The following is a 26,126-nucleotide window of genomic DNA, read 5'->3' as shown; positions in this document are numbered from 1 at the left end:
TATTTTAACATAGTCGAGGAACGTTTTTGCTTTTCAAGAATATATATAATGAGGAGGAAATAATTGTGAAAATCGCAATTTCTGGTGGTACCGGCTTTATAGGTAAATACCTTTCTACCTTTTTTATTCAAAAAGGATATACTGTTTATATTCTCTCACGAAAAAAAACTGCTGAAACTTCCGATCCTAACCTTCAGTATGTACAATGGACACCAGATTTACAAACCTTCCCCCTCTCTTCTATTGATGTAGTTATTAATCTAGCTGGAGAGTCTATTAATAGTAGATGGACAAAGAAACAAAAGAAAGTCATTTTAAACAGTAGAATTCAAACAACAAAAGGACTCATTAAACAATTGCAGGCACTCCCTACAAAACCACACACATTTATTAACGCAAGTGCAATTGGATACTATGGAACATCTGAAACCGAGTCTTTTACAGAACAGCATGTGACTCCTGGAAATGACTTTTTAGCAAATACAGTATATTCATGGGAACAAGAAGCATCTAAAGCACGTGCTCTCGGAATACGGACAATCTACGCAAGATTCGGAGTCGTATTAGGTCCAGACGGAGGAGCCCTTCCAAAAATGCTACTTCCCTATCAATTCTATATCGGAGGTACAGTTGGATCTGGAAATCAATGGTTATCATGGATTCATATAGACGATGTCGCTTCCATGATTGATTTCATCATACACAAAGAAGAAATTGATGGACCTCTTAACATTACAGCTCCTGATCCTATAAGAATGAAGGAATTTGGAGAAATCATTGCAACTATAATAAAAAAACCTCATTGGTTACCTGTCCCTTCATTTATGCTTCATGCTTTATTAGGCGAGATGAGCATACTTGTACTAGAAGGGCAACATGTATTACCTAGTAAAGCAATTGAGTATGGGTATCAATACACATTTCCGTCAATAGACCATGCATTACAAAATATACTTTCGCATACAATGTAGTACTTCTAAAACACAGTTTTACAGAGGGCCCTTTCAAAACTTTTATTTTCTAGCATCCGGAGCATTATTACACAAATAATCTTTCAGTTACTTTCCCTTACATTCCATTAACATTATAAAGTAACAGAAATGAGGTACCTATGAAAATATTGCTCAAACAAGCCATTGTCTATCCTATTACATCCCAAAAATTTCAAGGGGATGTACTCGTTATAGGAGAAAAAATTGCTGAGGTCAAGCCTTCCATTCAACCTACTCAAGATATGACAGTTATAGACGCACGTGCTCTTCATCTCTTACCTGGATTTATTGATGTCCATACCCATCTTGGTCTCTATGATGAAGGTACTGGTTGGGCTGGCAATGATGCAAATGAAACGTCTGAAGTTTCAACACCCCATATCCGTTCTTTAGACGGAATCCACCCTTTGGATATTGCATTTAAAGATGCGGTACAAAATGGAATTACAACTGTTCACGTTATGCCAGGAAGTCAAAACATTATCGGTGGTACGACTTGTGTAATAAAAACAGCCGGAACTTGTATTGATCATATGATCATTCAAGAACCTGCTGGCTTAAAGATTGCCTTTGGCGAAAATCCTAAAAAAGTCCATAGTAATGGAACAAAAGAGTCCATTACGCGTATGGGAATTATGGGATTACTTCGGGAATCATTTTATGAAGCACAGCACTACGGGCATGAAGCAGATTTTCGAATGCTTCCTATTTTAAAAGCATTACGCCGTGAAATACCCGTACGTATCCACGCTCACCGAGCAGATGATATTAGTTCCGCTCTACGCTTTGCAACAGAGTTCAATCTTGATTTACGTATTGAACATTGTACAGAAGGACACTTTATTGTTGAAGAACTTTCAAAACACAATTTGAAGGTTTCAGTTGGCCCCACGCTTACACGCCGTTCTAAAATCGAACTAAAAAATAAAACATGGGATACTTACCATATATTATCAAAAAATGGAGTGGAAGTTTCCATCACAACAGATCACCCCTATACACCCATTCAATATTTAAATGTTTGTGCTGCTGTCGCAGTAAGGGAAGGATTAGACGAAAAAACTGCACTAGAAGGAATCACTATATTTCCAGCGCGAAATTTACGTTTAGAGGATAGAATTGGAAGCATTGAGGCTGGAAAAGACGCTGATCTTGTGCTCTGGACCCATCATCCTTTCCATTATTTAGCCAAGCCTGTACTAACTATGATTGATGGAAAAATAATTTACAAAAAAAATAAAAAAAACTAGTTTATTTTTTTGACTAGATAAAGTATTATACGATTATAAACTGAATGAAACCATAATCAATTTGTGTCGTGATTATCATTTTCAAATTGATGAATGGGGAAGGCAAATGGTGCGCCACCAGCGTTAGAAACTGGTTCTAGTGGGTTCGATTCCCACCCCGAAATTTTTTAAAGATTGATATAAAAATTTCGAGGGTGGGGTGTTTTTTCGTCATGCTACCCTCGTGTGAGGAGGAGTTAGTATGTTGAAAAAACGCGACTTACACGACAGCCACGTTCTATACGAGTTAATGGTGGATCCAGCTGTCTTCCCTTTTGTGCGTCAAAAGGCTTATTCTTATGAGGAATATTTATTTTTAACGAAACAAACGATTGAAGCTGAAGAGCGTGGGGAATTAATTTCACGCACAATTTTAGATGAATGGGGTAACCCTATCGGAACAATTACTTTATTTGATGTGCAAGAAAAAGCCGGATTCCTTGGAACATGGCTTGGCAAACCTTATCACGGAAAAGGCTACAATAAATTGGCAAAAGATTCATTTTTTAGCGAACTTTTCTACGAGTTAGATATTGAAACGATCTTTATGCGTATTCGCAAAATAAATATTCGTTCTATTAAAGCTGCAGAAAAATTACAATATGTAAACCTAGCAAACGAAACAAGAAAAGCCGTTTATGATGAAATTAACGCAAATGAAGAAGTATATAACTTATATGAAATTCCAAAAGATCAATATACACTTGCTACAATGCGAGATACAACGTTCCAAGATTCTCATCACTTAAAAGAAGCATAATCTAAATTTTCAGAAATAATAATTAACCATTAACATTTTGATATATACGTATATCACCCCATGTCTTTGGAAACGATAAATAGTGACTTTAGGACACGAGGTGATTTGTAATGGATAAAAAGAAACGTGATAAAGCAAAAAACGCATTATCTAGTACACAAGAAGTTCTCTACCAACGAGAATTTCGTAAAGCAGATCGCGCAGCGGGTTATCGCTCGAAAAGTATTTAAAGTGAGAATGAATAATTAGAAGTTCTCCCCCCTAATTATTCATTCTCATTACATATTTTTTCTACGTGATAGAGTAGGAAAAAGGTTCCTTATAAATAAGGAACCTTTTTTATGTGGATAACGTTATCCACATAATTTATAGAATTGTGAATAAATTAGGCAAACCTTTCACCAGTTTATATATCGTAACGCACATCAAATGTTAGAATTGTGGATATTTTTCTAAAAATTGTGGATAATGTGGATATAGTTGTTAATATTCCGACTTTACTGTTTAATGAAAGCGCACTCTTCATGTGGATAAGTCTTTATCTTCGAAAATAATAAAGAACCCTCTTTAAACATACAAAAGAGGGTTTCATATTAAGTAAATGATTGTGCAAGAGCAGGTGATTTAATAGGTATATGATTCGGTTCTACATGGTTTTCTGCCAAAATTGTATCCACAATATGATCAGCTGGCTCTGGACGATAAATGCTTTTCATCGCTTCTTTCATTTGAAGAAGCCTCATATCATCTTGTAATAACGCCTCTGTTTTTGCAAAAACCTCACTATCATCACGAATGACAACTGCAGCCCCTTTTCTTTCAAAGTACATCGCATTTTCATTTTCTTGTCCTGGAACAGGCTTATATAAAATGACAGGTACTTGCAATGCTGCCGCTTCACTTAACGTAATACCGCCTGGCTTTGTAATCATACAAGAAGTAACACGGAATAGTTCATCAATATTTTCTACATAACCAAATACTTTTAATGCATCAGGATTTTTTTCCTGTAACCCTAACAAATCCTGTTTTAACGCTTCATTTTTCCCACAAACAACAACTACTTGTAAATCAGGTACTGACATAAATGATTGGCATAGTTCTTTTACACTTCCTAATACTCCATGAGCACCTGCTACAATTAGTAAAATCTTTTTATTCTTACATAACTGATATTTATTATATATAATATCTGAATTGATCTTTAACTCAAAACTACTACGAATCGGAATTCCAGTTTCAACAATTTGCTCCGCAGGCACACCAATATCAACCATAACTTCTTTTACGTGATCAGTTGCTACAAAATAACGATCTACTTCCCGATGAATCCATATTTTGTGCACACAGAAATCCGTTAATACGTTATACACAGGAATTGAAATACCTGTTTGCTTTTTTAATTCTGGTACAGCTATAATCGGAAACGTATTAATAACAATATCCGGTTTCTCCGCTTGTAAAAGTAATTTCAAACGTTTTCTTCCAAAATTAGCATACCAAGATGCTATTTTTTTATCATAAATTTTTTCCACGCCATAATAAAACAAGCGGTACAATTCTTTTCCTATTGTATAACTTTTTAAATATAAATATTTTGTAATATCGGTTATAACCGGATGTGATTCTCCGAACAAATCGCATACAATTACATCTTTAATTCCTTTTTGGCGAAATGTTTGTTCTAATGTTTTCGCTACTTGCACATGACCGTTTCCGTAATGTGCAGTTAATATTAAAACCTTGGGGTTTTTTATCAAACAAATCCACTCCTAGCTTATTGTTTCTCCATATTGCATATACGACAATAGGAAAAACATTTTCCTTAAAAATTACATAAACAGACTCTAATATTTCTCTTTCAGCTATGTACCTGTCGTGGATATGCAAAGCATATAAGATTGACCCCTTAATCCTATCTGTGCTCATATCTTTACATTATACTTTCCTATAAGAGCTTTCGCAATAACTTACAAATGTTCTCTATTCCATGATACTCACTCTTTTACTTCTTAATTCTTTTTACTATTTTGATTTCCCTTTACAATTATGTAAATTTCTCCACTTATTCCTTACAAAAATATGGATATTCTATTTTCAGTATACTCTTTTCTCCATATATACTCTAGGTTTTATTGTAAAGAAAGCAAAAAGCCTAACCCAACATTTGGATTAGACTGCTTGTAAAATATGTCTTGCTTCTTCTACATTTTTTTCAGTAGGCGGTTCTACATTTGCGAGTGGATACTTATGCCCAAGTGCCTCCCATTTATATACACCAAGCTTATGGTATGGTAGCACTTCAACTTTCTGAACATTAGACAGACTTTGAATAAAACTAGATAGTTTTTGTAGATCCTCCTCATTATCAGTAATGCCAGGAACTAATACGTGTCGTACCCAAATCGGTTTATTCTTATCCGATAAATAACGAGCAAATTGTAAAATATGTTCATTTGGTTTTCCTGTTAATTTACGATGTTTCTTTGAATCAATATGTTTCAAATCCAATAAAACTAAATCTGTGTACTCCATTAAAATATCTAGCTTATTTTGGAATTCTGGTTCTTCAGAATAACAACCACCCGAAGAGTCAATTGTTGTATGAATTCCAATTTCCTTACACTTCTTAAATAATTCAATTAAGAAATCTAGTTGTAATAATGGTTCCCCACCACTAACTGTTATACCGCCTCCGGAAGCTTCAATAAAAGGAAGGTAACATGTCACATCCTGCATTACTTCTTCGACTGTTATTTCTTTTCCTTTACCGATCTCCCACGTATCAGCATTATGACAATATTGACAACGTAATAAACACCCTTGTGTAAATATGACATAACGAATTCCTGGGCCATCAACAGTACCACAAGACTCTACAGAATGAATTCTTCCTTTTACCATGTTACTTCCTCCTTTATTGAAACAGCCTCCCTCTGCTATTTATAAAATGCAGAGGGACACTTTTTTCATTTACATGCTTTCATGCATTGTACGGTTAATTACATCGATTTGTTGTTCACGAGTTAATTTAATAAAGTTTACAGCGTAACCAGATACGCGAATTGTTAATTGTGGATATTTCTCAGGATGTTCCATTGCATCCATTAATGTTTCACGGTTAAATACGTTAATATTTAAGTGATGTCCTTCTTTTACTGCATAACCATCAAGCATTGATACTAAGTTACGTACTTGTACTTCATCCTCTTTACCAAGTGCTTTTGGAATAATAGAGAATGTATTAGAAATGCCATCTTGTGCATCTTCATATGGTAATTTAGCTACAGATAATAATGAAGCTAACGCACCTTTTGTATCACGTCCATGCATCGGGTTCGCACCTGGTGCAAATGGTTCTCCAGTACGGCGACCATCTGGAGTGTTACCAGTTTTCTTACCGTATACAACGTTAGATGTGATTGTTAAGATTGACATTGTATGAACAGAATTTCTATATGTTTTATGTTTACGAAGTTTATTCATAAATGTTTTCACAAGATTTACAGCAATTTCATCTACACGGTCATCATTGTTACCGTATTTAGGGAAATCTCCTTCAATTTCAAAGTCAACTGCAATTCCGTTTTCATCGCGAATTGGTTTTACTTTTGCGTATTTAATTGCACTTAAAGAGTCTGCTACTACAGATAGACCCGCGATACCTGTTGCCATTGTACGAAGAACATTTGTATCGTGAAGTGCCATTTCAATACGTTCATAGCTATATTTATCGTGCATGTAGTGAATAACATTTAATGTGTTTAAATATAGACCCGCTAACCATTCCATTGTCATATCAAACTTATGCATAACTTCTTCATAATCTAATACTTCAGAAGTAATCGGTGCGTACTCAGGACCAACTTGTGCTTTAGATTTTTCATCTTTACCACCGTTAATCGCATATAGCAATGCTTTTGCTAAGTTTGCACGTGCACCGAAGAATTGCATTTGTTTACCGATTCTCATTGCAGATACACAACAAGCAATCCCGTAGTCATCGCCGTAGTCAGCACGCATAATGTCATCATTTTCATATTGAATTGCTGATGTTTTAATAGACATTTTCGCACAGTAGTTTTTAAAGTTCTGTGGTAATTGTTTAGACCAAAGAACCGTTAAGTTTGGTTCTGGAGCTGGTCCTAAATTATCTAGTGTATGCAAGAAACGGAATGAGTTCTTTGTTACTAATGGACGGCCATCTAATGCCATACCGCCGATAGACTCAGTTACCCAAGTTGGGTCACCAGAGAATAATTCATTATAATCAGGTGTTCTTGCAAATTTCACAAGACGTAATTTCATAATGAAGTGATCCACAATTTCTTGTACGTCTTCTTCTGTTAAAGTACCATTTGCTAAATCTCTTTCAATATAAATATCTAAGAATGTAGAAGTACGTCCAAGACTCATTGCAGCTCCGTTTTGCTCTTTAATTGCTGCAAGATATGCGAAGTATAACCATTGGAATGCTTCTTGAGCAGTTGTTGCTGGCTTAGAAATATCAAAGCCATGAGAAGCAGCCATTTGTTTTAACTCTTGAAGTGCACGTATTTGTTCAGATAACTCTTCGCGTAAACGCATTGTATCTTCACTCATTACACCGCCAGTTAAATTTAAATCTGCTTTCTTCGCTTCAATTAAATGATCTACTCCATATAATGCTACGCGGCGGTAGTCACCGATAATACGTCCACGTCCGTATGCATCTGGAAGACCCGTAATAACACCTGATTTACGAGCAGCTCTCATTTCTGGTGTATAAGCATCAAATACACCTTGGTTATGAGTTTTTCTCCAATCTCTAAAAATACGACTAAGCTCTTTATCCATTTCGTATCCATAAGATTCACAAGCTTGTTCCGCCATACGAATACCACCATACGGTTGTAAAGAACGTTTAAATGGTTTATCAGTTTGGAAACCGACTACTTTTTCAGTCTCTTTATTTAAATATCCTGGTTCATGTGATGTAATAGAAGAAACAATTTTTGTATCCATATCAAGAACGCCACCGTTTTCACGTTCTTTCGTTGTTAAATCCATTACTTGATCCCAAAGTTGTTTCGTTGCTTCAGTTGCTCCCGCTAAGAAAGATTCATCTCCCTCGTAAACGTTTACATTATTTAAAATGAAATCGCGAACATCAATCTCTGCTTTCCATTTTTCACCTTTAAAGTTTTCCCATGCATTTTTAACATTTTCTAATACTTGAGTCATCCTAATCTCCTCCATTTTTGATTAGTACAGGACTAAGATTTTTTATATAACAGCTTACACACTTAGAATACTACTTTTTTACGAAAGTGAACGAAATAGTTGTGACATGTTTGTGAAATGTTGAGCAAATCACTATATACATAGTGTTAACTTCATTTTAAAGTCTTTAAAATTAACCCTTTCCTTAATTGTATTTTTTTGGTATTCTTATATACGAGTCCTATTTTGTAATATAAAAACAATACCCATTGTAGAGCTGTAATACTCTTATCTCCTAATCTGTTATAGTTTTTATAACAGAACAAAAAAGTGTACATATGTTGTACACTTTTTTGTTACCTATAAAATATCTCTTTTTCTATTTCCATCATGGAATCCACCACGACTGCCTGTTAATGCAATTAATTGCTCTAACCCTTCTATATGATCACCAATAATTCGAAGTACAGCTGGTGGATGACCTATTTTAGCAAAATGTTCACTGGGTCGAATACGGTTCATCTTATCGACTTCAACACGACTTACACATGCAACTTCAAATCCTGAAAGAATAGCTTTCACTTGAGCTACACACGGTGCCAGTAAAGATCTATATCCAATTTCTTTCAAACACTTACGACTAAATGCATTCGGTACAGCAATAAGAGAGCCTACACCTAGATCTTTTCTATCACAAGCTAAATTTAATGCATATTTAAATGCAGTTACAAGATGAAGTGGTACTCTTAAATCTAAATAATGATTTAGATCATTTAATGCAACATCTGTTCCATCTGCAATAGCTTTCGCAAAAGGATATAACTCACTCGCTGGAATAACAAAATCGCCGTCTATAAATAATACAATTTCTCCTTTTGCGAAATACGTTCCAAGTGAGCGCCCCACATCATTTCCGAGTGCTTCTTTATATACGATTGTCGTTGCTCCCTTTTCTTTTGCAATCGTTGCTGTTTGATCAGACGAACCATTTACAACAACGATAATTTCAAAAGGTTCAATTTTGCGAAGTTCTTCTATAACGTTTCCAATTGTTTTCTCTTCATCTTGTACAGGAATAATGACCGATAATTGCTTTCCCTTATACAAATTCGATGTAACGCCCCATCCTTGATAAAAATCTTCAAAATCTAAAGTATGATAGACACTATCTCTTTTCCTATTTCCATCATAATACCCTCCGCGCTCATCGCTACCTACTATTCGCTCCGCTACAGCTTCTATATGGTCACCTATCATCCGTTTTTCAGAATGAGAAAGACCCGTGCCATACGCAGCATGCTCGGTCGGCCGAAATTTATTTGGTGTAATAACGTCAATTGCACAATGTCGACTAATTCTCCATTTGCTTTGAACAAGACGTAAATGAGCGACAATAGGATTAACAAAACATTCATACCCAATGCTTTGAACAACTTCTTTCGTCAACGCATGAGGTACAGATAATAAAGAGTCAATTTTCAACTCCTCACTCTCTAACATTGCATTTAATATTTGGCGCCACACTGTCACTGAGTGCGGTTTTTGTTTCTTTAAAAATAACGCATCCAAATTATTTAAAACGATGTCGGCCTGATCATGTAAAATTGGATTTAGGAATAATTGTAACTTTGAAGTTTGAATAACAAAATCTCCATCTATAAATAGTAATACATCACCTATCGCGTGTTTTGCGCCAACTGCACGGCCCACATCATTCCCCAGTAGCTCTGTATACTTGATTACTTTACACCCTAAACAATCAGCAACCTCTTCTGTACCATCGTTACAACCGTTTGCTACTACAATAATCTCTACTGGATTTAATCCTTTTGCCGATTGAATAACGTCTGAAATCGTATCCACTTCATTACATACAGGTATAATAATCGATAGTGACTTAGCCATTGTTTTCTTCACGAAACCATTTAATAGTTTCTTTCAACCCTTGTTCCCACGTTACTTTCGCTTGAAATTGAACAAGTTCTCTTAATTTCGTTACATCTGGTCTTCTATTTGGAATTTCTTCAAAGCCATGTGGATATACCTCTTCGAAAGGAACTTGAACAATTTTTGAAGAAGAATTCGTTAATTTTTTTATTACTGCTGCTACTTCTTTTATACTCTTTTCATTCTCAGAACCTATATTAATAATCTCACCATTTACCTTCTCATCCATTGCTCGAATCGTTGCCTCTACCGCATCGCTTACATACGTAAAACAACGTGTCTGCTTTCCATCTCCATATACGAGAATGTCTTCTCCTCGCAGTGCTGCGCGGATAAATCTTGGGATTACCCCTGCATACGGACCATCTTTCGCTCTTGGACCATAAATATTAAAATAACGAACAATCGTTACAGGTAAACCTTCTAAAGCGTATCCTAAACATAATGTTTCTTCTAACGTTTTACAAATTGCATAACTCCAACGTATTTTAGAGGTTGCACCGTATAATCGATCTCCTTCTTCAGAAAAGGGCGGCTTTGCCTTACCATATACTTCTGAAGTAGACGCAAAAACTACTTTCTTCTTTCCTTTTAGCGCTGCTTGTAAAATGTTTCTCGTTCCATCAAAATTCGTTTCAATAAGCTCTATGCTCTTTTCCATTGTCGTTTTCACACCTAAAATTGCTGCTAAATGAAACACTACATCATGTTGATTTACTAATTCATAAATAGAATTTTTATCTAAAACACTTATTGGAATAACCCGAATTTCTTTCATTAACTCATCATGATATTTATTTTTCCCTTTATAGAAGTTATCAACGATAGTGACATCATAACCTCTTTTCACCAGCTCTTCAGCTAAATGCGATCCAATAAATCCTGCTCCACCTGTGATTAAACATTTCTTACTCATACACTCACCTTCTTTATAATTCCACGTGTATCTACGACTTGCTTTATCCCTTTAAAAACCTTCCAATCGATATTAGAGTGGTCTGTTAAAATTAAAATACAATCCGCTTGTTTAACGACTTGTTCATCCAAAGAAACAGATTGATACACCTTATCTCCAAATTTTGCAGAAGAAATATATGGATCGTGATACGCTATCTCATATCCTGCTTTTATTAACAATTCAATAATTGGCAACGCTGGCGATTCTCTTAAGTCATTTACATCTTTTTTATATGCAATCCCTACAATTAAAACCGTTGCAGGTGATTGCACCACACCTTTTACTTTCCGGACCACTTTCTCTGGCATTTCCTCATTAATTACATGTGCCGCCTCAATTAATTGACTAATTGCTCCATTCTTTTTTATTCTCCACTGGAAATATAAAGGATCTACCGGAATACAGTGTCCCCCTATCCCTGGTCCTGGCCAATATGGAGTAAACCCAAATGGTTTTGTAGATGCCGCTTCAAGTGCCTCATAAAAATCAATTCCTAAACTTTCACATAGTGTATTTAACTCATTTACTAATGAAATATTGACTAAGCGCTGAATATTTTCAAATAGCTTACACATTTCTGCTACTTTTGGGGAGCTAACTGGAACAACTACATCAAATATAGTGCTATACAAAGCCTGTACTTTTTGTTTACACATTTCTGTTTGTCCACTAATGACTTTTGGAATCGTTTGAACTGAATATTGACTATTAGCTGGGTCAATTCTCTCAGGAGAATACCCAATATAGAAATCTTCTCCTACCTTTTTTCCTGTTTGAGAAATAATCGGAATAATAACTTCCTCGAGCGTACCTGGATATGTGGAACTTTCGAAAATGAAGGTTTGTCCTTTTTGAAGGTTTTGTTGTATATAATGCGAAGCTGAAATGAGGGCACTTAAGTCCGGTTCTCTTTGTTCATTAATTGGAGTTGGGACAGTGACAATAACATAATCACTATTTTGAAAATCAGCAATACCTTGATCCGGTGTATTGACTATTAATTTTTTTCTAGTCAATAAACTCTGTAACACTTTAGAAGAAACATCTGGAATATAACTTTCTCCCTGTATAATTGATTCTATTTTTCTAGTATCTTTATCTAATCCAAGCACTGTATGTCCTCTCTCTGCAAAATGAACTGCCAAAGGAAGACCAACATATCCTAATCCGATAATGGCAACTGTACTACTAACATTCATCTGTATTCTCTTCTTCCTTTCTCAATTGTTGAATGATATTTCTATTCCGCTCTCCATCTGTAAAACCCCCGCGCTCGTCTGTGGATTGCAATAAATATGCAATCGCCTCAAGTTGATCACCGAAAATACGATCAAATGCTGGAATACGCCCATTTACAAATCCATGTTGCTCTGGGCGTACTCGATTTGTTTTTATGACATCTACAAAGTCTACCGCTGTAATAGAAAATCCCTCCAAAATAGCTTTCATTTGAGCGAATGGTGGAATGATAAGAGAATCATATCCGATTTTCTCTATTACCTTTTTATGCATAGCATGTGGTACTGCCGTTAATGAGTTATTCCATAAATCTGGTCGTTTCGCTACCAAATTCACAAAATATTTTCCCATGCTAATTGGGTCTGCCGGATGAAACATATCTAATAAACACTGTAAATCATTCAATGCCACATCATTTCCATCTTCGATAGCATGTAAAAATGGAATTAGTTTTTCCCCTGGAATAACAAAATCACCATCGACAAATAAACAAATATCGGCCGTAGCATGCATAGCTCCTATCGCTCGGGCTACATTATGTCCAAGCGCTTCCTCAAATTCAATAACAATGACATTCTCTAGCTTTGCTTGTTTAACTGTCTCAACGTCCGCTCCATTCGCAACAACTATAATTTCATCTACACCTGATTTTTTCACTTCTTGTATAACAGATCTTATAGTCATCTTTTCTTCTGATACTGGGATAATTGCACTATATTTCGCTTTTTTCTTTTGTAATAAAACTGGTTTATACTTTCCTATAAATTCTCTATCCCTCTTTCCTTCCAAAAAGCCGCCACGCTTACCATATATTTCGATTACGTATTGCAAAGCACGTAAATGATCCCCCATAATACGGCTAGTCGCTTTCGGATAAGGAGAACCGGGTGATGTACCAGTATGAACAGGACGCACTTTATTTGTATGAATGACATCGACTGAAGCCATATCGACAATATCTACTCCTCTAGACATCGCCATCGCTTGAAATAGTGCTGGATCCGCTAAATTCCACCAACCAAACTTCTGAATAACTTCCCTACTCATTGCATGCGGAATTGCGATTAAAGATCCAACAACAAGCTCTTTTTTATTCAAATAACGATTCAACATAAATTTTCCAACTGTCGTATAATGCGGTCTCATCTTTAAATAAACGGACCATGTTAAATTATTCACAACAATTTGGTGGCCTTGCTGAATGCCTTTTATAAAACGTTGCAGCTCTCTATGATCAATGACGATATCACCATCTAAAAACAAAACAATGTCGCCTTTCGCTTCTCTTGCACCAATTGCCCGTCCAACATCATTACCAAGAGAATATTTATAATAAATGACATGGCAATGATGTTGTAAGGCTATTTCTTTTGTTCCATCTGTCGACCCATTATCTACTACGATAATTTCATATGGTTTCAATTTCTCCACTTCTACTAAGACTTGTGATAAAGTACTCGCTTCATTATGCGCCGGAATAATAACTGATACCCTCATACTTGTACCACGCTTACCCTTCCAAGCGAACATAAGAAATGATAGGAATACGTACAACTACATCTTCCGGTGGTCCATAAGAAGGAGAAGTACGAACACTTACTGCCCCGTCTGTCACAGATAACAAAATACCCGCAACAATTTCGACCGCTGTCACAACTTGCACTAGCTCACCAACATGGTTACGTAATTCTTCAGTAAATAACATATATAAGTCTCCTTTCTTACGCTTCTTTAATTGATATAATACTTGTAAATGGTAATAAAACTTCTGTTCCTATTCCTTCTTGCAGTGTTAAGAAATCATCACCAACTGCTACAATTACACCTGTTAACTGTCCAACTGTCACCGTAATTTCTACATTTTTACCTAAATACTGCTCTGCAATTTCTTTAAAAGGTGATGTATTACATTCTTTTAAAATGTTACAAATAATAGATTGAAATCTACTTGATTCAATAAATTCTTCCGTAGCTTGCTTGGAGTTTCTTTGAATAAACCTCGCGAAGTTTTGCGAAAACAAAAGTCGTTCCACAGCAGGCAATAACTTATTATCTAAAAAATAATCTAATTGTCTATTAAACAATCTCGATAACTTTTTCCAATACTTACCGAATAAACACATACACTTCTCCTCCTATTATTTTTAAATTATAAAAATATATCCATACATCTTAATGTATACAAAGCAGACTCTTTTTGTGATAGGTAAGACATACATTTTTCAACGAAACAATATGTTCTAATCACATAAAAAAAAGACTACCTAAAAAGATAGTCTCTTACACTTCAATATTTCGTAACATCGTATAAATGTCATTATTCACTTTACCAAAAGATTTAATGTTGTTTTGAATGTTAGATAATAAAACAACATACACACTACCATTTTTACTAAATCCATTTAAACAGTTCCAGCCTGGCATTACACCGTGATTCGAATAACTTCCCGGGTCTACGTACCATCCAAACCCGTAATCTATTTTTCCACCTGTAAACATTTGATCGTAGCTTTCTTTTGAAATCAACTTTCCAGAGAAGAGCGCTTCATTAAATAAATATAAATCATGGGCACTTGTATATATATCACCACAACCATAAAGTTGTGACATACTTGGAATATTAGGTGTTGTCATATTGTTATTTACTATCTTATAACCTGTCGATGGAAATCTCGTTTGTTCTAGCTCTCTACCAAAACCAGAATGTTTCATACCAGCAGTAGCAAAAACATGTTGTTTAATATACTCTTCTAACGGTTGTCCGCTTACCTTCTCAGCAATATAGGCAAGTATCGAATAGTTAGAATCGGAATACTTCCATTTCTCTCCTGGACTTCCAATACGCTTTTGCTTTCCTATTCGTTTTATCAATTCTTCATGAGAGATATCCTCTGTTCCCTGCTCGTACTCTGGAATTCCTGATGTATGTGTTAGTAAATGTTTTAACTGAATGCCATTACCTTGAGGGAAATCTGGAATATACTTCGCAATCGTATCCTCTACATTTAACTTATTTTGATCTTTTAATTGCATAATAGCAGTCGCTACAAAAGCCTTTGAAATAGAACCAATATAAAAAGTTGTCTCTGAATTATTCGGTACTTGTTTCTCTTTATTCGCCATACCGTATCCTTTATTCAAAAGAACCTTTCCGTTCTTCACAATAACCGCTGTCCCGCTAAATCCTGTTTTTTGCAAATATTGATCTAATTGAGCGTTTTCATTAATTTCTTGAGGTGGTCCCTCAGCAGGCTGTTCTGCAGCTTGTGCTTGCTTCACTTGTTCTTCCTGCTCTATTTGTTTTTTTGCTTCTTCCTTCTTTTTTTCTTCTTTCTTTTTTAGCTCTTCTTGTTTCTTCATTTCTGCTGCTGCTTTTAAAGTTTCTTCTTTCTTATTATGCGCAACAATTTTTGTATACATGAAATATACAAGTGAAAATAGTAAGACGAGAATGATTGTTCTTTTTATGTATACAATCGGCCGACGTGATTTCCCATTCGCATTATTTTTTTCGTGATCCATGATTACTTTTTTCCCCTTATTCACCAATAATTTAATCTCTCTACTAAAGATTTATTTTAGTAGATTATGGATAATCCATTCTATGTCATCCCTACTTTATCACGCACTGCACATATTACCAACCTATATGTATAAAAAAGAAAAAGAAAATTTACAAAAGTAAGATTCCCGTTAAATTTTTAACATAAAAAAAGAGGATATCCTCTAAAAACTGATGTTATCAATCTTTTTGGATATCCTCTTATCTAATTATTTATACGTGTTTTTTCATATCATCGGCAACAGATTCAACATTTGTACCTACGATAACTTGGACACTCGTGTTACTTAATTTCATAACACCTTTTGCACCAGCACGTTTTAATGCTGCTTCGTTTACTTGACCAGCATCTTTCACTTGTAAGCGTAGACGTGTCGCACAGTTATCAATAACTGTTAAGTTTTCTTTTCCGCCTAAAGCTAATACGTAAGTTTCACCAATTGAACCTGCAACTGGAGCTTCTTCGCCTTCAGCTACTTCCTCTTCATCTTCACGACCAGGAGTTTTTAGGTCGAACTTCTTAATTAAGAAGTAGAATACTACAAAGTAAATTGCTGCGTAAATTAAACCGATTCCAGCTAATAATACTGGTTTTGTTGCAATACCGAAGTTTAAAGCATAATCAATTGCACCGGCACTAAATGAGAAACCATCGTGAATACCAAGTGATGTTGTAATGAATAAAGAAAGACCTGTTAATACAGCATGAATACCATATAATACTGGTGATAAGAACATGAATGAGAATTCAATTGGTTCTGTAATACCAGTTAAGAATGAAGTTAATGCTAGACCACCTAACATACCTGTAACCATTTTACGTTTTTCTGGTTTAGCAGCCGCAATCATTGCGAAACATGCTGCTGGTAAACCGAACATCATAACTGGGAAGAAACCTGTCATGAACATACCTGCTGTTTTATCACCCGCAAGGAAACGAGCAATATCACCATTCACAACATTACCTGCTGCATTTGTAAAGTCCCCAAATACGAACCAGAAATATGTGTTCATTACGTGGTGTAAACCGATTGGGATTAATAGACGGTTTAATAAACCAAACAATCCTGAACCAATTGCACCTAAATTAACAATTCCGTGAGCTAATGCATCAATGCCATTTTGAATTGTTGGCCAAATTTGTGCAAATAAAATTCCTAGTATTAGCATTACTACCGATGTAACAATCGGAACGAAACGTTTTCCAGCAAAGAACCCTAACCATTCTGGAAGTTTAATTTTATGGAATTTATTATAAAGAAGTCCTGCTATAACACCAACAATAATGCCACCTAAAACTTTCATATCCACTTTAGTCGATAATTCGGCCGCCTTAGATACTTGTGTCATTGTATCTGCAAGCTTAGATGGATCAACATTAGCGCTATTACCTATTAAATCTTGGACTTTGCCTAATTTATCTTGTAATTCAGCAGTAGAATACCCTTTGCTCAGTGCATCAATACTGTTTTTCATAACTAGATAACCAATTGCACCTGCAAGACCTGCTGCACCACTACCATCAACTGAAAGACCGATTGCAATACCAATTGCAAAAATAAGTGCTAAATTATCAAAAACTGCTGCGCCAGCCTGTGCCATAACAGGAATATCAAATACATCTGGTTGCCCTAAACGAAGCAATAATCCTGCTGCTGGTAGTACTGCGATTGGAAGCATTAACGCTTTACCAATACGTTGTAGAAACTGCAACATTTTAATTCCCCCTAATTCAATTTATGAAATCGTTATCATTATAAGTACGCCTTAGAAAACGCTTTCCATTTACATAACCATAATAACATATAGTTGTATAGATGTGTAGTTTTTATTTTTGAATTTTTTATGGATAAATCTCCTATTTCCAAACTGTTATATAAAAGGAAAATTCTCCTTTTTCACTACAGAATACGCGAAACGAAAGACCCACTATAGAACATGCAACTTTCGTTTTATCATTCCACTTTTTCATGTTATTATTTATTTCCGAGCATATCGGGAAAAGTAAACTTAGTTAATTCGAAATAGGAGCGTTGGTACTATGCAGTGCATTGAAACAAACAACTTACAACAGTTGTTAGAACAAGTAAAACCATATACGAAAAAAGGAAAGCTTGCTACTTATATCCCCGAACTAGGAAATGCCAATCCAGATGATTTAGGGATTGCCATTTTTCATAAAGAAACAGAATACATCCATGCTGGCAACTCACAAACACTATTCACTCTTCAAAGTATTTCAAAAGTAATTACACTTGCACTTGCCCTTTTAGATCGTGGTGAAGAATATGTATTTTCTAAAGTTGGAATGGAACCAACCGGTGATCCATTTAATTCTATTATTAAATTAGAAACGACAAGTCCTTCTAAACCACTTAATCCAATGATTAATGCAGGGGCACTAGCCATTACAAGCATGTTAGCAGGAAAAGATAATGAAGAAAAAATGGATCGCATTCTTCATTTCGTACGTGAAATAACAGATAATCCTACTATTAATTATTCTTCTAAAGTTGCCAATTCAGAATTAGAGACAGCTTACTTAAATCGTTCACTTTGTTACTATATGAAACAAAACGGAATTATTGATTGTGATATCGAAGAACTGATGGATTTATACACTCGTCAATGTGCAGTTGAGGTAAACTGTATCGATTTAGCACGTATCGGTTTAATTTTTGCGATGGATGGATATGATCCATATAAGGAAAAACAAATTATCCCTAAGCATATTACAAAGATTTGTAAAACATTTATGGTTACATGCGGTATGTATAACGAGTCTGGTGAATTTGCGATTCGCGTTGGTATCCCCGCAAAAAGTGGTGTAGCTGGTGGCATTTTCGGCTGTGTAAAAGGCGAAATGGGAATTGGTATTTTCGGACCAGCTTTAGATGCAAACGGAAATAGTATCGCTGGTTTTAAAATTCTTGAACTTCTTTCTGCTCAAGAAGGTTGGAGCATTTTTTAATTTAGAACCATCCTGCTATACTAGCAGGATTTTTTTATTTCATAAAATCCTCAACTTTATCAGCTATCCGTCCCCTTACAAAAACCGTACTGAAAGTTTCTCTATATCATGCATATTTGCTCCTCCCTCCTGAATAATATAGTACAACCTAGCGCTATATGTGGAGGTGTGAAAGATGAAACTAATATTTCAAATGGGAAAACAGCCTGTTCTTGAAAAAACAATTCTTCTTTTTATATTGAGTATTGTAGAAAGCTTAAAGCTAAAAGTTGTTTCACTCGATGAAGCTCACCGATACATATTCAATTTAGAAGTACTTGAACTATTAATGGATCGGAACATCGATGATCAAGTACTTGAACTTATTCATTTCGGAATGGGACTTGAAGACATTCATCATGTGCTTCCTGAAGAACTTGAACATACAATCGAAGAATTAAAGTGGCTTTGTATCCAAGTATTAAGTGAGTACAGTATGCACGAAGAATCGGAACAATTAATTGAAGATATACGTTAAAAAAAAGCACCTATGTAGGTGCTTTTAATGTTTTTTCAAACTATTTTTATACGCTTCAATATTTACTGGTAGCTCTTCCTCTTCCAAAGTATGTTCATTTACATCTTTATGAATGAACGCACCTTTAGGTGGTTGGTGATCATGCCCTTTTTTCTTATGATCAAATGCTTTCCCGCGTCCCATACAAATCCCCCTTTCTTAAAAGAAATCCGTATTAGTATGGAGAAAAGTACGTCGATATATGCAATCCCTTGCTGTATTTCCAAGGAAATACTCGAACCTTGTTTTCTACTCTCCTTACAACAACTGATCTATCCCGATAAGAATTAATAACACGCCCGCAATAACCGTAGCCCATTTCCCTAAGTATTCTGCTAAATATCGTTTTCCTACATACGCAAAACCACTTATGCAAATAAAACTAAACACCCCAGAAATAGTTGCTGTAAGCCAAAGGTTCAAGTTTGTTACTCCAGCATCAAATCCACCTGCAATATTATTAATAGATAACGCAATCCCTAAAACAATTGCTTCTGAAAAACTAATTGTTTTAGAACCATCAAAATCTGCTTTTTCTGGATCACGTAAAATCCCCATAAGTACATTACCATCTTTAGAGCCTACGGTATTTCTTTGCCCCAAGAAAGGCTGGCACAAAATAAACACACCGATTATCCCTAAAACGATTGCTCCAATCAAGTTTGCTGTAAACTCTGAAATAAATAACGCAATCCAGTTCCCAAAAAATCCAGCTAATAAAGTAAATAAAAAACCAAAAAATGCGATGATAAAATTGTTGAACCACGAAATTCTAATTTTACGAATGCCATATGCAATCCCAACACCTGCATTATCTAAATTAGAAGCAATCCCAATTAAAAAAATTGAAAATAGACCTGCCGTACTCATAAATAGCCACCCCTTTTTCTCACTTTTCAATGCATCTTATGAAAATGTTGAGCAACTGTGCCTGTCTGTTTCATATACATGTAATAAATACTCAACATTTTTTCAACAATAAAAAGGAGTGCCTTCGCTATGCCTAAAGAAAATCCAAATGAGCGGCTTAGTAGATTAATAAAAAAACTTTTAAAAGAACGTGCCTTATCTATGCGTCAACTCGGAATGCTTACAAATATTGATCCCGCAACAATCTCAAGAATTATGAATGGTAAACAACCGCCAAAACAAAAACACCTACAAAAATTCGCAGAATGTCTGCAAGTTCCACCCCAATTGTTATTTGATGAAATGTATCTGGATTCTCCTCACATTAATAAAGAAAAGACGGATATGTACACATCTCTTGATACAATTCAGCAAACGCTGCAATCCTCTAACTTATTCGATTTCGACTACACAACAACCCGCGTAAAACAAGAACTTGAAAACTATGAACGATATGCGCAAACAACAGAGGGTGAAAAACGTATTCATGAAAGTTTTGCAAGCAAGTTAGAACAAATTGATAGTGCTGGTCCTTTCATTGAACAATTAACGGATATGTATCAACAATTTTGCAATGAAACGATTTCAAAAGAAGAGCGTGCAGTTCTTGGCGGCGCATTACTGTATTTCATTTTATCGACAGATATTATTCCCGACTATCTCTTTCCAATTGGTTATTTAGATGATGCAATTGCTGTTGAATTAGCGAAAGAGAAATTAATTGAGTTAAAACGAAAGACATAGAAAAATAAAGAACTATTTCAGTTGTTTCTATCCAACTCTGAAATAGTTCACTAAAAAATCGTACAAGTATACATACCTGTACGATTTCAACATACTAATCTATTTTTTTCGTATGACACCATTCGTATATAAATGCTGTTATTACTTTTGTAAATTCAATTAACTGTTCTATTTCTACTTTCTCATTTATTGAATGAGCTTCCTCTAATGTACCTGGTCCGTAAATAACGGCCGGAATATGAAATTCACTAAACCAACCACCATCCGTTACCGTTGCAGACATATCTAAAATTGCATTTTTAGAAAGAATTGATTCGTGTACTGAGCTAAGCGTTTTTACAGCTGCATGTTCACTATCTATTTCTAAAGAAGGAAAAATTTCGCCACGATCCACAATCATTGATTCTCCGCCCCACTTAAATTGTGGTGGATTTTCACTTAGCCATGGATCGGCAGCTGCCACTTTCCCAATATACTCTTCAATTTCTTTTATTATTTGTTCATGTGTTTCATTCGGATAAAAGTGTACTGTTATCCATAACCGGCACTCATCCGCAATAAATGCTGCATGTCTTCCGCCTTCAATAACAGCTGGATTAATTGTTGTTGTTCCAAATGGATAGCCTTCATATGTTTTCATGACTGCCCAGTGACGCTCTAATTCTTGTAAACTTTGCACAATTTTCATCATTTTTTCAATCGCGCTCGCTCCGAATAAACGACCCCCTGCATGGATCATTTGCCTACGTGTTGCATCATGAAACGTTTGCGGGCTTTTCACAGTAATCCATCCAGTAATTACGCCGCCCTGTCCTTGCATATGTAAATCACTCGTATCCACTACGACTGCAAAATCAGCATCATACCCTCTTTTGCAGCATTGAAGTGTACCCGCTTCTCCCACTTCTTCCCCAATTACGGATTGAAAGATTAGATCTCCAGGTAATTCAATACCAGCTTCTTGTAATAACTGAATAGCAAATAGTGCCCCAGCCAGTCCCCCTTTCATATCTGCTGCACCACGTCCAACTAACCAACCATCTTTTATAAATGGCTCAAACGGATTCGTTTCCCACGCCTCACCTGCTGATATTTCCGCTACATCCATATGCCCATTAATAATAAGACTTTTATATGTGTCACTTTCTATCCCTTTTTTCACCCCAACAACGTTCGGATCATTCGGATATACATCCCATTTATCAACACTAAAATTTCGTTTTCTTAAAAACTGTGCAACAAATTCTTGCGCCTCATTTGTGTTTCTCGCCGGCGGTGCTGGTGTTTCAAAACGAATTAAGGTTTTTGTAAGCTCTAGTAACTCATCTTTTCGTAAATCAATCTGTTCTAATAGCTGTGAAACTTCTTGATTCATCGCTAATCCCCCTTTGCATACATAGTATGTTTCCAGCTTTATTTTCACAAAAAAAGAGACTGTTTACAATTTTACAGTCTCTAAATTACTCAATATTATAAACTTTCTACTTCTGTTGTATCTGTCTTTTCAATATGTTCTACTTTATGTGCCTTATTTCTTGTCGCACGGTAAAACAGTAAGCAAACAATCATAAATGGAATTCCACAATACAATGCCATTCTTTGTTCTGGAATAAAGGCCATACCTACAATTACTGTTATATTTAATACTAACGCAAGCAGTGGAACGAATGGATACAGCGGTGTTTTAAATTTCAAGTCTTTCACATCTCCGTCCTGCTTTATATATGACCTTCTAGCTAATAAGTTAGATAGAGCAATAGATGCCCAAACTAATATCGCTCCGAACCCAGCAATAGAAAGTAGCCATAAATAAACTGTATCTTCCGCATAAATACCTGATAGTAATGAAAGGCAACCTACAATTGTACTTACAATCAATGCATAAATAGGAACACCATTTTTAGATAACTTACCAAAAATCGGACTAATCATTCCTTGATTAGACATAGACCATAGCATACGAGAAGTTGCATATAATCCTGAATTCGCAACGGATAGAACCGCTGTAATAATAACGAAATTGATAATATCGGCTGCATAAGGAATACCAATTTTATCAAATACAACTACAAATGGACTTTCTATTACTCCCGCCTGTTGCCAAGGGAATAATCCTGCAAGAATGAAAATAGATAATACAAAGAACACGAGTATACGCCAAACTGTATTATTAATTGCCTTCGGGATTGTTTTCTCTGGATTTTCACTCTCACCTGCTGCAATACCGACTAGTTCTGTTCCTTGGAAGGAAAAGTTAACAGCAATCATCGTAATTAAAATAGCGGATAATCCATTTGGAAACAATCCACCATAATCAGTAAAACTAGAGAACATTGGTGCTGGTTCATTTCCTTTCATATCTAGAAAACCAAACATCGCTGCCCCGCCCAAAATAATAAATGCAATGATTGTAATGACTTTAATACTTGCAAACCAAAATTCAACTTCTGCAAAACTTCTTGAAGATAACGCGTTAATAGCAAAAAGTAGTACCGCAAACACTACGCACCAAATCCAAGACGGTACATCAGGAAACCAGCGTTTCATTAAAATACTAACTGCAATTAGTTCAATACCTATCGTAGCCGACCAGTTTAGCCACGACATCCATCCGACTACATAACCCGCTGCAGGGGAAATATGCTTCGTAGCATACGTTTGATAAGATCCTGCGTCAGGCATCGCAACAGCTAATTCTCCGAGACAGAGCATCGTTAAATACATAACAAATCCTCCAACAAGATAAGCTACAATCGCTCCTCCAGGTCCAGCTTCATGAATTGTATACCCCGATCCTAAAAAAAGTCCGGTACCAATAACTCCTCCAAGTGCGATCATAAATATGTGTCTGCTTTTCAATTCCCTTTTTAATACTTGGTTTTGATCCATCATACAAATCCCCCCTTTTCCCTTTGGAAACCCATTTCATGTAAGCGTTTTTAAAATTTTTTATACGAAAAATAATTATTGAAAAGAGCAAAATACATAGTATTAATCACTACCTGTTATTAAAAGATCATCCCTCACCGTTATTAATAACTTTTTATCAGCGATAGCTTGTCCTTCTACTACTTCTAATGACTCGATATACCCACTGATTCCTACCTTAATTTCTACTTTCTGTTTATCTATTGTTTCAATTAATGCTAATTTCTCCCATTCGTATACGTAAGAACTTTCCGTAACAAATAACTTCTCAACTTTCCCGTAACAAGGACTATACACGCCTTCTATAACCGTCTTCACTTTATACACTCCTCCTTCTTATTAATTGGTACTGAAACGTTGCATATCCCTCCTTTAGAGATTTCAACTATTCTTTATGCAAAATGCGTACCAATCTTAAATTCCTATTTAAAATGAGGGTTCCTCACAAAAAAATCTTCATAACCGCAAATTTTTTCTACCGTGTAAGAAGTTTTAAAAGGAAAATCGCAAAAAATTTTGCGGTTTTATAAGAATTTTAATAAAATTATAAAAAGTCAGTCTTCATAGGGTGAAATGAGGAGAAGATAATCTATGCGTACAGAAGAAATTAATTTGAAACAGATCATTGAAATGAATATGCTATATGAAACTTTGCTCAATGAACTCGATATCGGGATTCATATTATTAATGAGGAAGGTAAAACGATTATCTATAACCGTAAAATGATGGAAATTGAATCAATGGAGCGCTCAGATGTGCTATATAAAAGTCCTTTAGAAGTATTCGCATTTGAAGAAAATAAAAATAGTACTCTTATAGAAGCATTAAAATTAGGAAAAACAAACAAAAATATAAAACAAACTTATTTTAACAATAAAGGGCAAGAAATTACGACGATTAACAATACTTTCCCTATAATAGAAAATGGAAAAATTAAAGGCGCTATTGAAATTTCAAAAGAGATTAGCAATTCTAAACAAACAATGAAAACAAACCTTTCCCGAAAACAAAATAATAAGTTTACCTTTGATCACATAATTGGTGATTCTGAAGCCATTCAATCAATCATTGCGGAAGGAAAAAGGGTAATTCGTACATCCTCCTCTATACTTCTCGTAGGAGAGACAGGCACTGGGAAAGAACTATTTGCACAAAGTATCCATAATGAAAGCCAGCGTTCAGGCAAACCATTTATTTCACAAAACTGTGCCGCTATACCTGATACGTTAATGGAAAGTTTATTATTTGGTACGAACCGAGGTGCATTTACAGGAGCTATCGATAAAGCCGGTTTATTTGAAGAAGCGAACGGAGGAACTTTGTTATTAGATGAGATCAATTCGTTAAGTCCAGCACTTCAAGCGAAGTTACTGCGGGCTATACAAGAAAAAACAATACGAAGAGTCGGAGGCACACAAGAAAAAGAAATTGATGTTCGCATTATAGCAACTATTAATGAAGACCCTCTTGAAGCTATTACACACAATCGATTACGGGAAGACTTATATTACCGATTAAGCGTCGTTACTTTATGCCTCCCGCCGTTACGCGAACGAAAAGAAGATATTCCCGCTCTTGTTCAGCACTTTATCGAAAAGTACAACATTCAATTTGAACTTAGCGTAACAGATATAGATGTACATGTAAGAGAATTCTTGTATGCATATGATTGGCCCGGAAATGTACGAGAATTGGAACATATCATTGAAGGTTCAATGAACTTGGTTGAAGATGAAAATATTATTACAGCGTTTCATCTTCCCACTCGCTTTCGCGAACGAATAAAAAAAGAATTCAATACGCAACCTTTCCTAACTAATAACGATACTGATACACCTAAAACATTAAAACACACAATAGAAGCAATGGAAAAGAACTACATCAATCAAATTCTAAAAGAATATCACGGTAATATCTCACAAGCTGCAAAGTTTTTAGGATTAAGTAGACAAAACTTACAATATCGAATTAAAAAACTGCATTTACACATATGAAATGAAGCTTGGATGAGTGGATTACTAGCCCTCACCAATTCGACTTTTATTGCTTGTTAATGCAGCATAAATCT

General features: G+C 35.4%; 25 protein-coding genes. 8 read left to right on the top strand and 17 right to left on the bottom strand.

From position 1 onward, the window contains the following. Positions 1-65 precede the first annotated feature (65 nt). The 4 genes from PDQ33_RS07780 to PDQ33_RS07765 all read left to right on the top strand — a co-directional run bounded on the left by PDQ33_RS07780 (position 66) and on the right by PDQ33_RS07765 (position 3,271). A complete protein-coding gene (locus tag PDQ33_RS07780; protein WP_000684392.1) occupies positions 66-971 on the top strand; it encodes a TIGR01777 family oxidoreductase in 906 nt (301 codons plus the stop codon). Positions 972-1,111: 140 nt separating this feature from the next. After that, positions 1,112-2,242 (top strand): amidohydrolase, encoded by a 1,131-nt coding sequence (locus tag PDQ33_RS07775; RefSeq protein ID WP_000698301.1) that lies wholly within the window; start codon positions 1,112-1,114, stop codon positions 2,240-2,242. 241 nt (positions 2,243-2,483) lie between these two features. Then, positions 2,484-3,041, top strand: coding sequence for a GNAT family N-acetyltransferase (locus PDQ33_RS07770; RefSeq protein ID WP_000914738.1), 558 nt, complete (start codon positions 2,484-2,486; stop codon positions 3,039-3,041). A gap of 110 nt (positions 3,042-3,151) precedes the next feature. Beyond that, on the top strand, positions 3,152-3,271 hold the full coding sequence (locus PDQ33_RS07765; RefSeq protein WP_000358480.1) for a YfhE family protein: 120 nt from the start codon (positions 3,152-3,154) through the stop codon (positions 3,269-3,271). A 363-nt stretch (positions 3,272-3,634) separates the two neighbouring features. On the opposite strand, the gene PDQ33_RS07760 is transcribed toward PDQ33_RS07765, so the two are convergent. The 12 genes from PDQ33_RS07760 to PDQ33_RS29050 all read right to left on the bottom strand — a co-directional run bounded on the left by PDQ33_RS07760 (position 3,635) and on the right by PDQ33_RS29050 (position 17,921). Next, the gene (locus PDQ33_RS07760) at positions 3,635-4,801 is read right to left on the bottom strand and encodes a diglucosyl diacylglycerol synthase (protein WP_000594702.1); all 1,167 of its coding nucleotides are present in this window, start codon (positions 4,799-4,801) and stop codon (positions 3,635-3,637) included. A 412-nt stretch (positions 4,802-5,213) separates the two neighbouring features. Beyond that, positions 5,214-5,945: a pyruvate formate-lyase-activating protein gene (gene pflA / locus PDQ33_RS07755; protein ID WP_000238472.1), complete on the bottom strand. Its 732-nt coding sequence runs from the start codon at positions 5,943-5,945 to the stop codon at positions 5,214-5,216. A 69-nt stretch (positions 5,946-6,014) separates the two neighbouring features. Further along, the gene (gene pflB, locus PDQ33_RS07750; RefSeq protein WP_000195487.1) at positions 6,015-8,264 is read right to left on the bottom strand and encodes a formate C-acetyltransferase; all 2,250 of its coding nucleotides are present in this window, start codon (positions 8,262-8,264) and stop codon (positions 6,015-6,017) included. Positions 8,265-8,603: 339 nt separating this feature from the next. Next, complete coding sequence (locus PDQ33_RS07745; protein ID WP_061131239.1) at positions 8,604-10,148, bottom strand: glycosyltransferase family 2 protein; 1,545 nt, start codon at positions 10,146-10,148, stop codon at positions 8,604-8,606. Beyond that, entirely contained in the window at positions 10,141-11,106 is a 966-nt protein-coding gene (locus tag PDQ33_RS07740) for an NAD-dependent epimerase/dehydratase family protein (protein ID WP_000037033.1), read from the bottom strand. Before PDQ33_RS07740 ends, PDQ33_RS07745 begins: the two co-directional genes overlap by 8 nt. Next, the gene (locus tag PDQ33_RS07735) at positions 11,103-12,347 is read right to left on the bottom strand and encodes a nucleotide sugar dehydrogenase (RefSeq protein ID WP_061131240.1); all 1,245 of its coding nucleotides are present in this window, start codon (positions 12,345-12,347) and stop codon (positions 11,103-11,105) included. Before PDQ33_RS07735 ends, PDQ33_RS07740 begins: the two co-directional genes overlap by 4 nt. Further along, the gene (locus tag PDQ33_RS07730; protein ID WP_141543443.1) at positions 12,337-13,917 is read right to left on the bottom strand and encodes a glycosyltransferase family 2 protein; all 1,581 of its coding nucleotides are present in this window, start codon (positions 13,915-13,917) and stop codon (positions 12,337-12,339) included. The genes PDQ33_RS07735 and PDQ33_RS07730 overlap by 11 nt, the downstream gene beginning before the upstream one ends. Continuing rightward, positions 13,898-14,092, bottom strand: a complete 195-nt coding sequence (locus PDQ33_RS07725; RefSeq protein ID WP_000899481.1) for a hypothetical protein — start codon at positions 14,090-14,092, stop codon at positions 13,898-13,900. Before PDQ33_RS07725 ends, PDQ33_RS07730 begins: the two co-directional genes overlap by 20 nt. Before the next feature lie 16 nt (positions 14,093-14,108). After that, on the bottom strand, positions 14,109-14,510 hold the full coding sequence (locus tag PDQ33_RS07720; protein WP_000335520.1) for a hypothetical protein: 402 nt from the start codon (positions 14,508-14,510) through the stop codon (positions 14,109-14,111). Positions 14,511-14,667: 157 nt separating this feature from the next. Further along, positions 14,668-15,909: a serine hydrolase domain-containing protein gene (locus PDQ33_RS07715; RefSeq protein ID WP_270392613.1), complete on the bottom strand. Its 1,242-nt coding sequence runs from the start codon at positions 15,907-15,909 to the stop codon at positions 14,668-14,670. Between the two features lie 253 nt (positions 15,910-16,162). Further along, on the bottom strand, positions 16,163-17,665 hold the full coding sequence (nagE, locus tag PDQ33_RS07710) for an N-acetylglucosamine-specific PTS transporter subunit IIBC (protein ID WP_000938895.1): 1,503 nt from the start codon (positions 17,663-17,665) through the stop codon (positions 16,163-16,165). Positions 17,666-17,807: 142 nt separating this feature from the next. Then, complete coding sequence (locus PDQ33_RS29050) at positions 17,808-17,921, bottom strand: hypothetical protein (RefSeq protein WP_001992445.1); 114 nt, start codon at positions 17,919-17,921, stop codon at positions 17,808-17,810. Between the two features lie 69 nt (positions 17,922-17,990). Here PDQ33_RS29050 and glsA point away from each other — a divergent pair, with 69 nt between their 5' ends. Continuing rightward, positions 17,991-18,920, top strand: coding sequence for a glutaminase A (glsA, locus tag PDQ33_RS07705; RefSeq protein WP_001149849.1), 930 nt, complete (start codon positions 17,991-17,993; stop codon positions 18,918-18,920). Between the two features lie 175 nt (positions 18,921-19,095). Then, positions 19,096-19,437 carry a DUF3969 family protein gene (locus PDQ33_RS07700; protein WP_000766603.1) on the top strand — a complete coding sequence of 114 codons (342 nt, stop codon included), beginning with the start codon at positions 19,096-19,098 and terminating at the stop codon, positions 19,435-19,437. A 24-nt stretch (positions 19,438-19,461) separates the two neighbouring features. Here PDQ33_RS07700 and PDQ33_RS07695 read toward each other — a convergent pair whose 3' ends face one another. Together PDQ33_RS07695 and PDQ33_RS07690 are read right to left on the bottom strand one after the other, a co-directional pair. Beyond that, the gene (locus PDQ33_RS07695) at positions 19,462-19,620 is read right to left on the bottom strand and encodes a hypothetical protein (RefSeq protein ID WP_000532409.1); all 159 of its coding nucleotides are present in this window, start codon (positions 19,618-19,620) and stop codon (positions 19,462-19,464) included. 114 nt (positions 19,621-19,734) lie between these two features. Further along, positions 19,735-20,346 (bottom strand): manganese efflux pump, encoded by a 612-nt coding sequence (locus tag PDQ33_RS07690; RefSeq protein ID WP_000100725.1) that lies wholly within the window; start codon positions 20,344-20,346, stop codon positions 19,735-19,737. 129 nt (positions 20,347-20,475) lie between these two features. Here PDQ33_RS07690 and PDQ33_RS07685 point away from each other — a divergent pair, with 129 nt between their 5' ends. Next, positions 20,476-21,129 carry a helix-turn-helix domain-containing protein gene (locus tag PDQ33_RS07685; protein ID WP_270755278.1) on the top strand — a complete coding sequence of 218 codons (654 nt, stop codon included), beginning with the start codon at positions 20,476-20,478 and terminating at the stop codon, positions 21,127-21,129. A gap of 94 nt (positions 21,130-21,223) precedes the next feature. On the opposite strand, the gene PDQ33_RS07680 is transcribed toward PDQ33_RS07685, so the two are convergent. From PDQ33_RS07680 to PDQ33_RS07670, 3 genes are all read right to left on the bottom strand, one after another. Beyond that, positions 21,224-22,504, bottom strand: a complete 1,281-nt coding sequence (locus PDQ33_RS07680) for an acetylornithine deacetylase (RefSeq protein WP_071742197.1) — start codon at positions 22,502-22,504, stop codon at positions 21,224-21,226. A 95-nt stretch (positions 22,505-22,599) separates the two neighbouring features. Further along, a complete protein-coding gene (locus tag PDQ33_RS07675; RefSeq protein WP_061131243.1) occupies positions 22,600-24,021 on the bottom strand; it encodes an amino acid permease in 1,422 nt (473 codons plus the stop codon). A gap of 99 nt (positions 24,022-24,120) precedes the next feature. Next, entirely contained in the window at positions 24,121-24,375 is a 255-nt protein-coding gene (locus tag PDQ33_RS07670; protein ID WP_000859492.1) for a biotin/lipoyl-containing protein, read from the bottom strand. A 273-nt stretch (positions 24,376-24,648) separates the two neighbouring features. On the opposite strand from PDQ33_RS07670, the gene PDQ33_RS07665 reads away from it, so the two are divergent. Then, positions 24,649-26,052: a sigma-54 interaction domain-containing protein gene (locus PDQ33_RS07665; protein WP_001258438.1), complete on the top strand. Its 1,404-nt coding sequence runs from the start codon at positions 24,649-24,651 to the stop codon at positions 26,050-26,052. Positions 26,053-26,126: the final 74 nt, after the last annotated feature.

This window comes from Bacillus cereus group sp. Bc031, assembly GCF_027716265.1.
GTDB classification, from domain to species: domain Bacteria; phylum Bacillota; class Bacilli; order Bacillales; family Bacillaceae_G; genus Bacillus_A; species Bacillus_A paranthracis.
The sequence above is the reverse complement of the archived record's forward strand: the minus strand, read 5'-3'. Positions and strand labels throughout refer to the sequence as shown.

Excerpts from the sequence above, each read along its gene's own strand:
- PDQ33_RS07675 (WP_061131243.1), bottom strand. The coding sequence starts at position 24,021 with ATGATGGATCAAAACCAAGTATTAAAAAGGGAATTGAAAAGCAGACAC.
- PDQ33_RS07775 (WP_000698301.1), top strand. The coding sequence starts at position 1,112 with ATGAAAATATTGCTCAAACAAGCCATTGTCTATCCTATTACATCCCAA.
- PDQ33_RS07765 (WP_000358480.1), top strand. The coding sequence starts at position 3,152 with ATGGATAAAAAGAAACGTGATAAAGCAAAAAACGCATTATCTAGTACA.
- PDQ33_RS07680 (WP_071742197.1), bottom strand. The coding sequence starts at position 22,504 with ATGAATCAAGAAGTTTCACAGCTATTAGAACAGATTGATTTACGAAAA.
- PDQ33_RS07745 (WP_061131239.1), bottom strand. The coding sequence starts at position 10,148 with ATGGCTAAGTCACTATCGATTATTATACCTGTATGTAATGAAGTGGAT.
- PDQ33_RS07695 (WP_000532409.1), bottom strand. The coding sequence starts at position 19,620 with ATGGGACGCGGGAAAGCATTTGATCATAAGAAAAAAGGGCATGATCAC.
- PDQ33_RS29050 (WP_001992445.1), bottom strand. The coding sequence starts at position 17,921 with ATGAAAAAGTGGAATGATAAAACGAAAGTTGCATGTTCTATAGTGGGT.
- pflA (WP_000238472.1), bottom strand. The coding sequence starts at position 5,945 with ATGGTAAAAGGAAGAATTCATTCTGTAGAGTCTTGTGGTACTGTTGAT.
- PDQ33_RS07685 (WP_270755278.1), top strand. The coding sequence starts at position 20,476 with ATGCCTAAAGAAAATCCAAATGAGCGGCTTAGTAGATTAATAAAAAAA.
- pflB (WP_000195487.1), bottom strand. The coding sequence starts at position 8,264 with ATGACTCAAGTATTAGAAAATGTTAAAAATGCATGGGAAAACTTTAAA.
- PDQ33_RS07665 (WP_001258438.1), top strand. The coding sequence starts at position 24,649 with ATGCGTACAGAAGAAATTAATTTGAAACAGATCATTGAAATGAATATG.
- PDQ33_RS07725 (WP_000899481.1), bottom strand. The coding sequence starts at position 14,092 with ATGTTATTTACTGAAGAATTACGTAACCATGTTGGTGAGCTAGTGCAA.
- nagE (WP_000938895.1), bottom strand. The coding sequence starts at position 17,665 with ATGTTGCAGTTTCTACAACGTATTGGTAAAGCGTTAATGCTTCCAATC.
- glsA (WP_001149849.1), top strand. The coding sequence starts at position 17,991 with ATGCAGTGCATTGAAACAAACAACTTACAACAGTTGTTAGAACAAGTA.
- PDQ33_RS07730 (WP_141543443.1), bottom strand. The coding sequence starts at position 13,917 with ATGTTCGCTTGGAAGGGTAAGCGTGGTACAAGTATGAGGGTATCAGTT.
- PDQ33_RS07770 (WP_000914738.1), top strand. The coding sequence starts at position 2,484 with ATGTTGAAAAAACGCGACTTACACGACAGCCACGTTCTATACGAGTTA.
- PDQ33_RS07740 (WP_000037033.1), bottom strand. The coding sequence starts at position 11,106 with ATGAGTAAGAAATGTTTAATCACAGGTGGAGCAGGATTTATTGGATCG.
- PDQ33_RS07735 (WP_061131240.1), bottom strand. The coding sequence starts at position 12,347 with ATGAATGTTAGTAGTACAGTTGCCATTATCGGATTAGGATATGTTGGT.
- PDQ33_RS07720 (WP_000335520.1), bottom strand. The coding sequence starts at position 14,510 with ATGTGTTTATTCGGTAAGTATTGGAAAAAGTTATCGAGATTGTTTAAT.
- PDQ33_RS07700 (WP_000766603.1), top strand. The coding sequence starts at position 19,096 with ATGAAACTAATATTTCAAATGGGAAAACAGCCTGTTCTTGAAAAAACA.
- PDQ33_RS07690 (WP_000100725.1), bottom strand. The coding sequence starts at position 20,346 with ATGAGTACGGCAGGTCTATTTTCAATTTTTTTAATTGGGATTGCTTCT.
- PDQ33_RS07715 (WP_270392613.1), bottom strand. The coding sequence starts at position 15,909 with ATGGATCACGAAAAAAATAATGCGAATGGGAAATCACGTCGGCCGATT.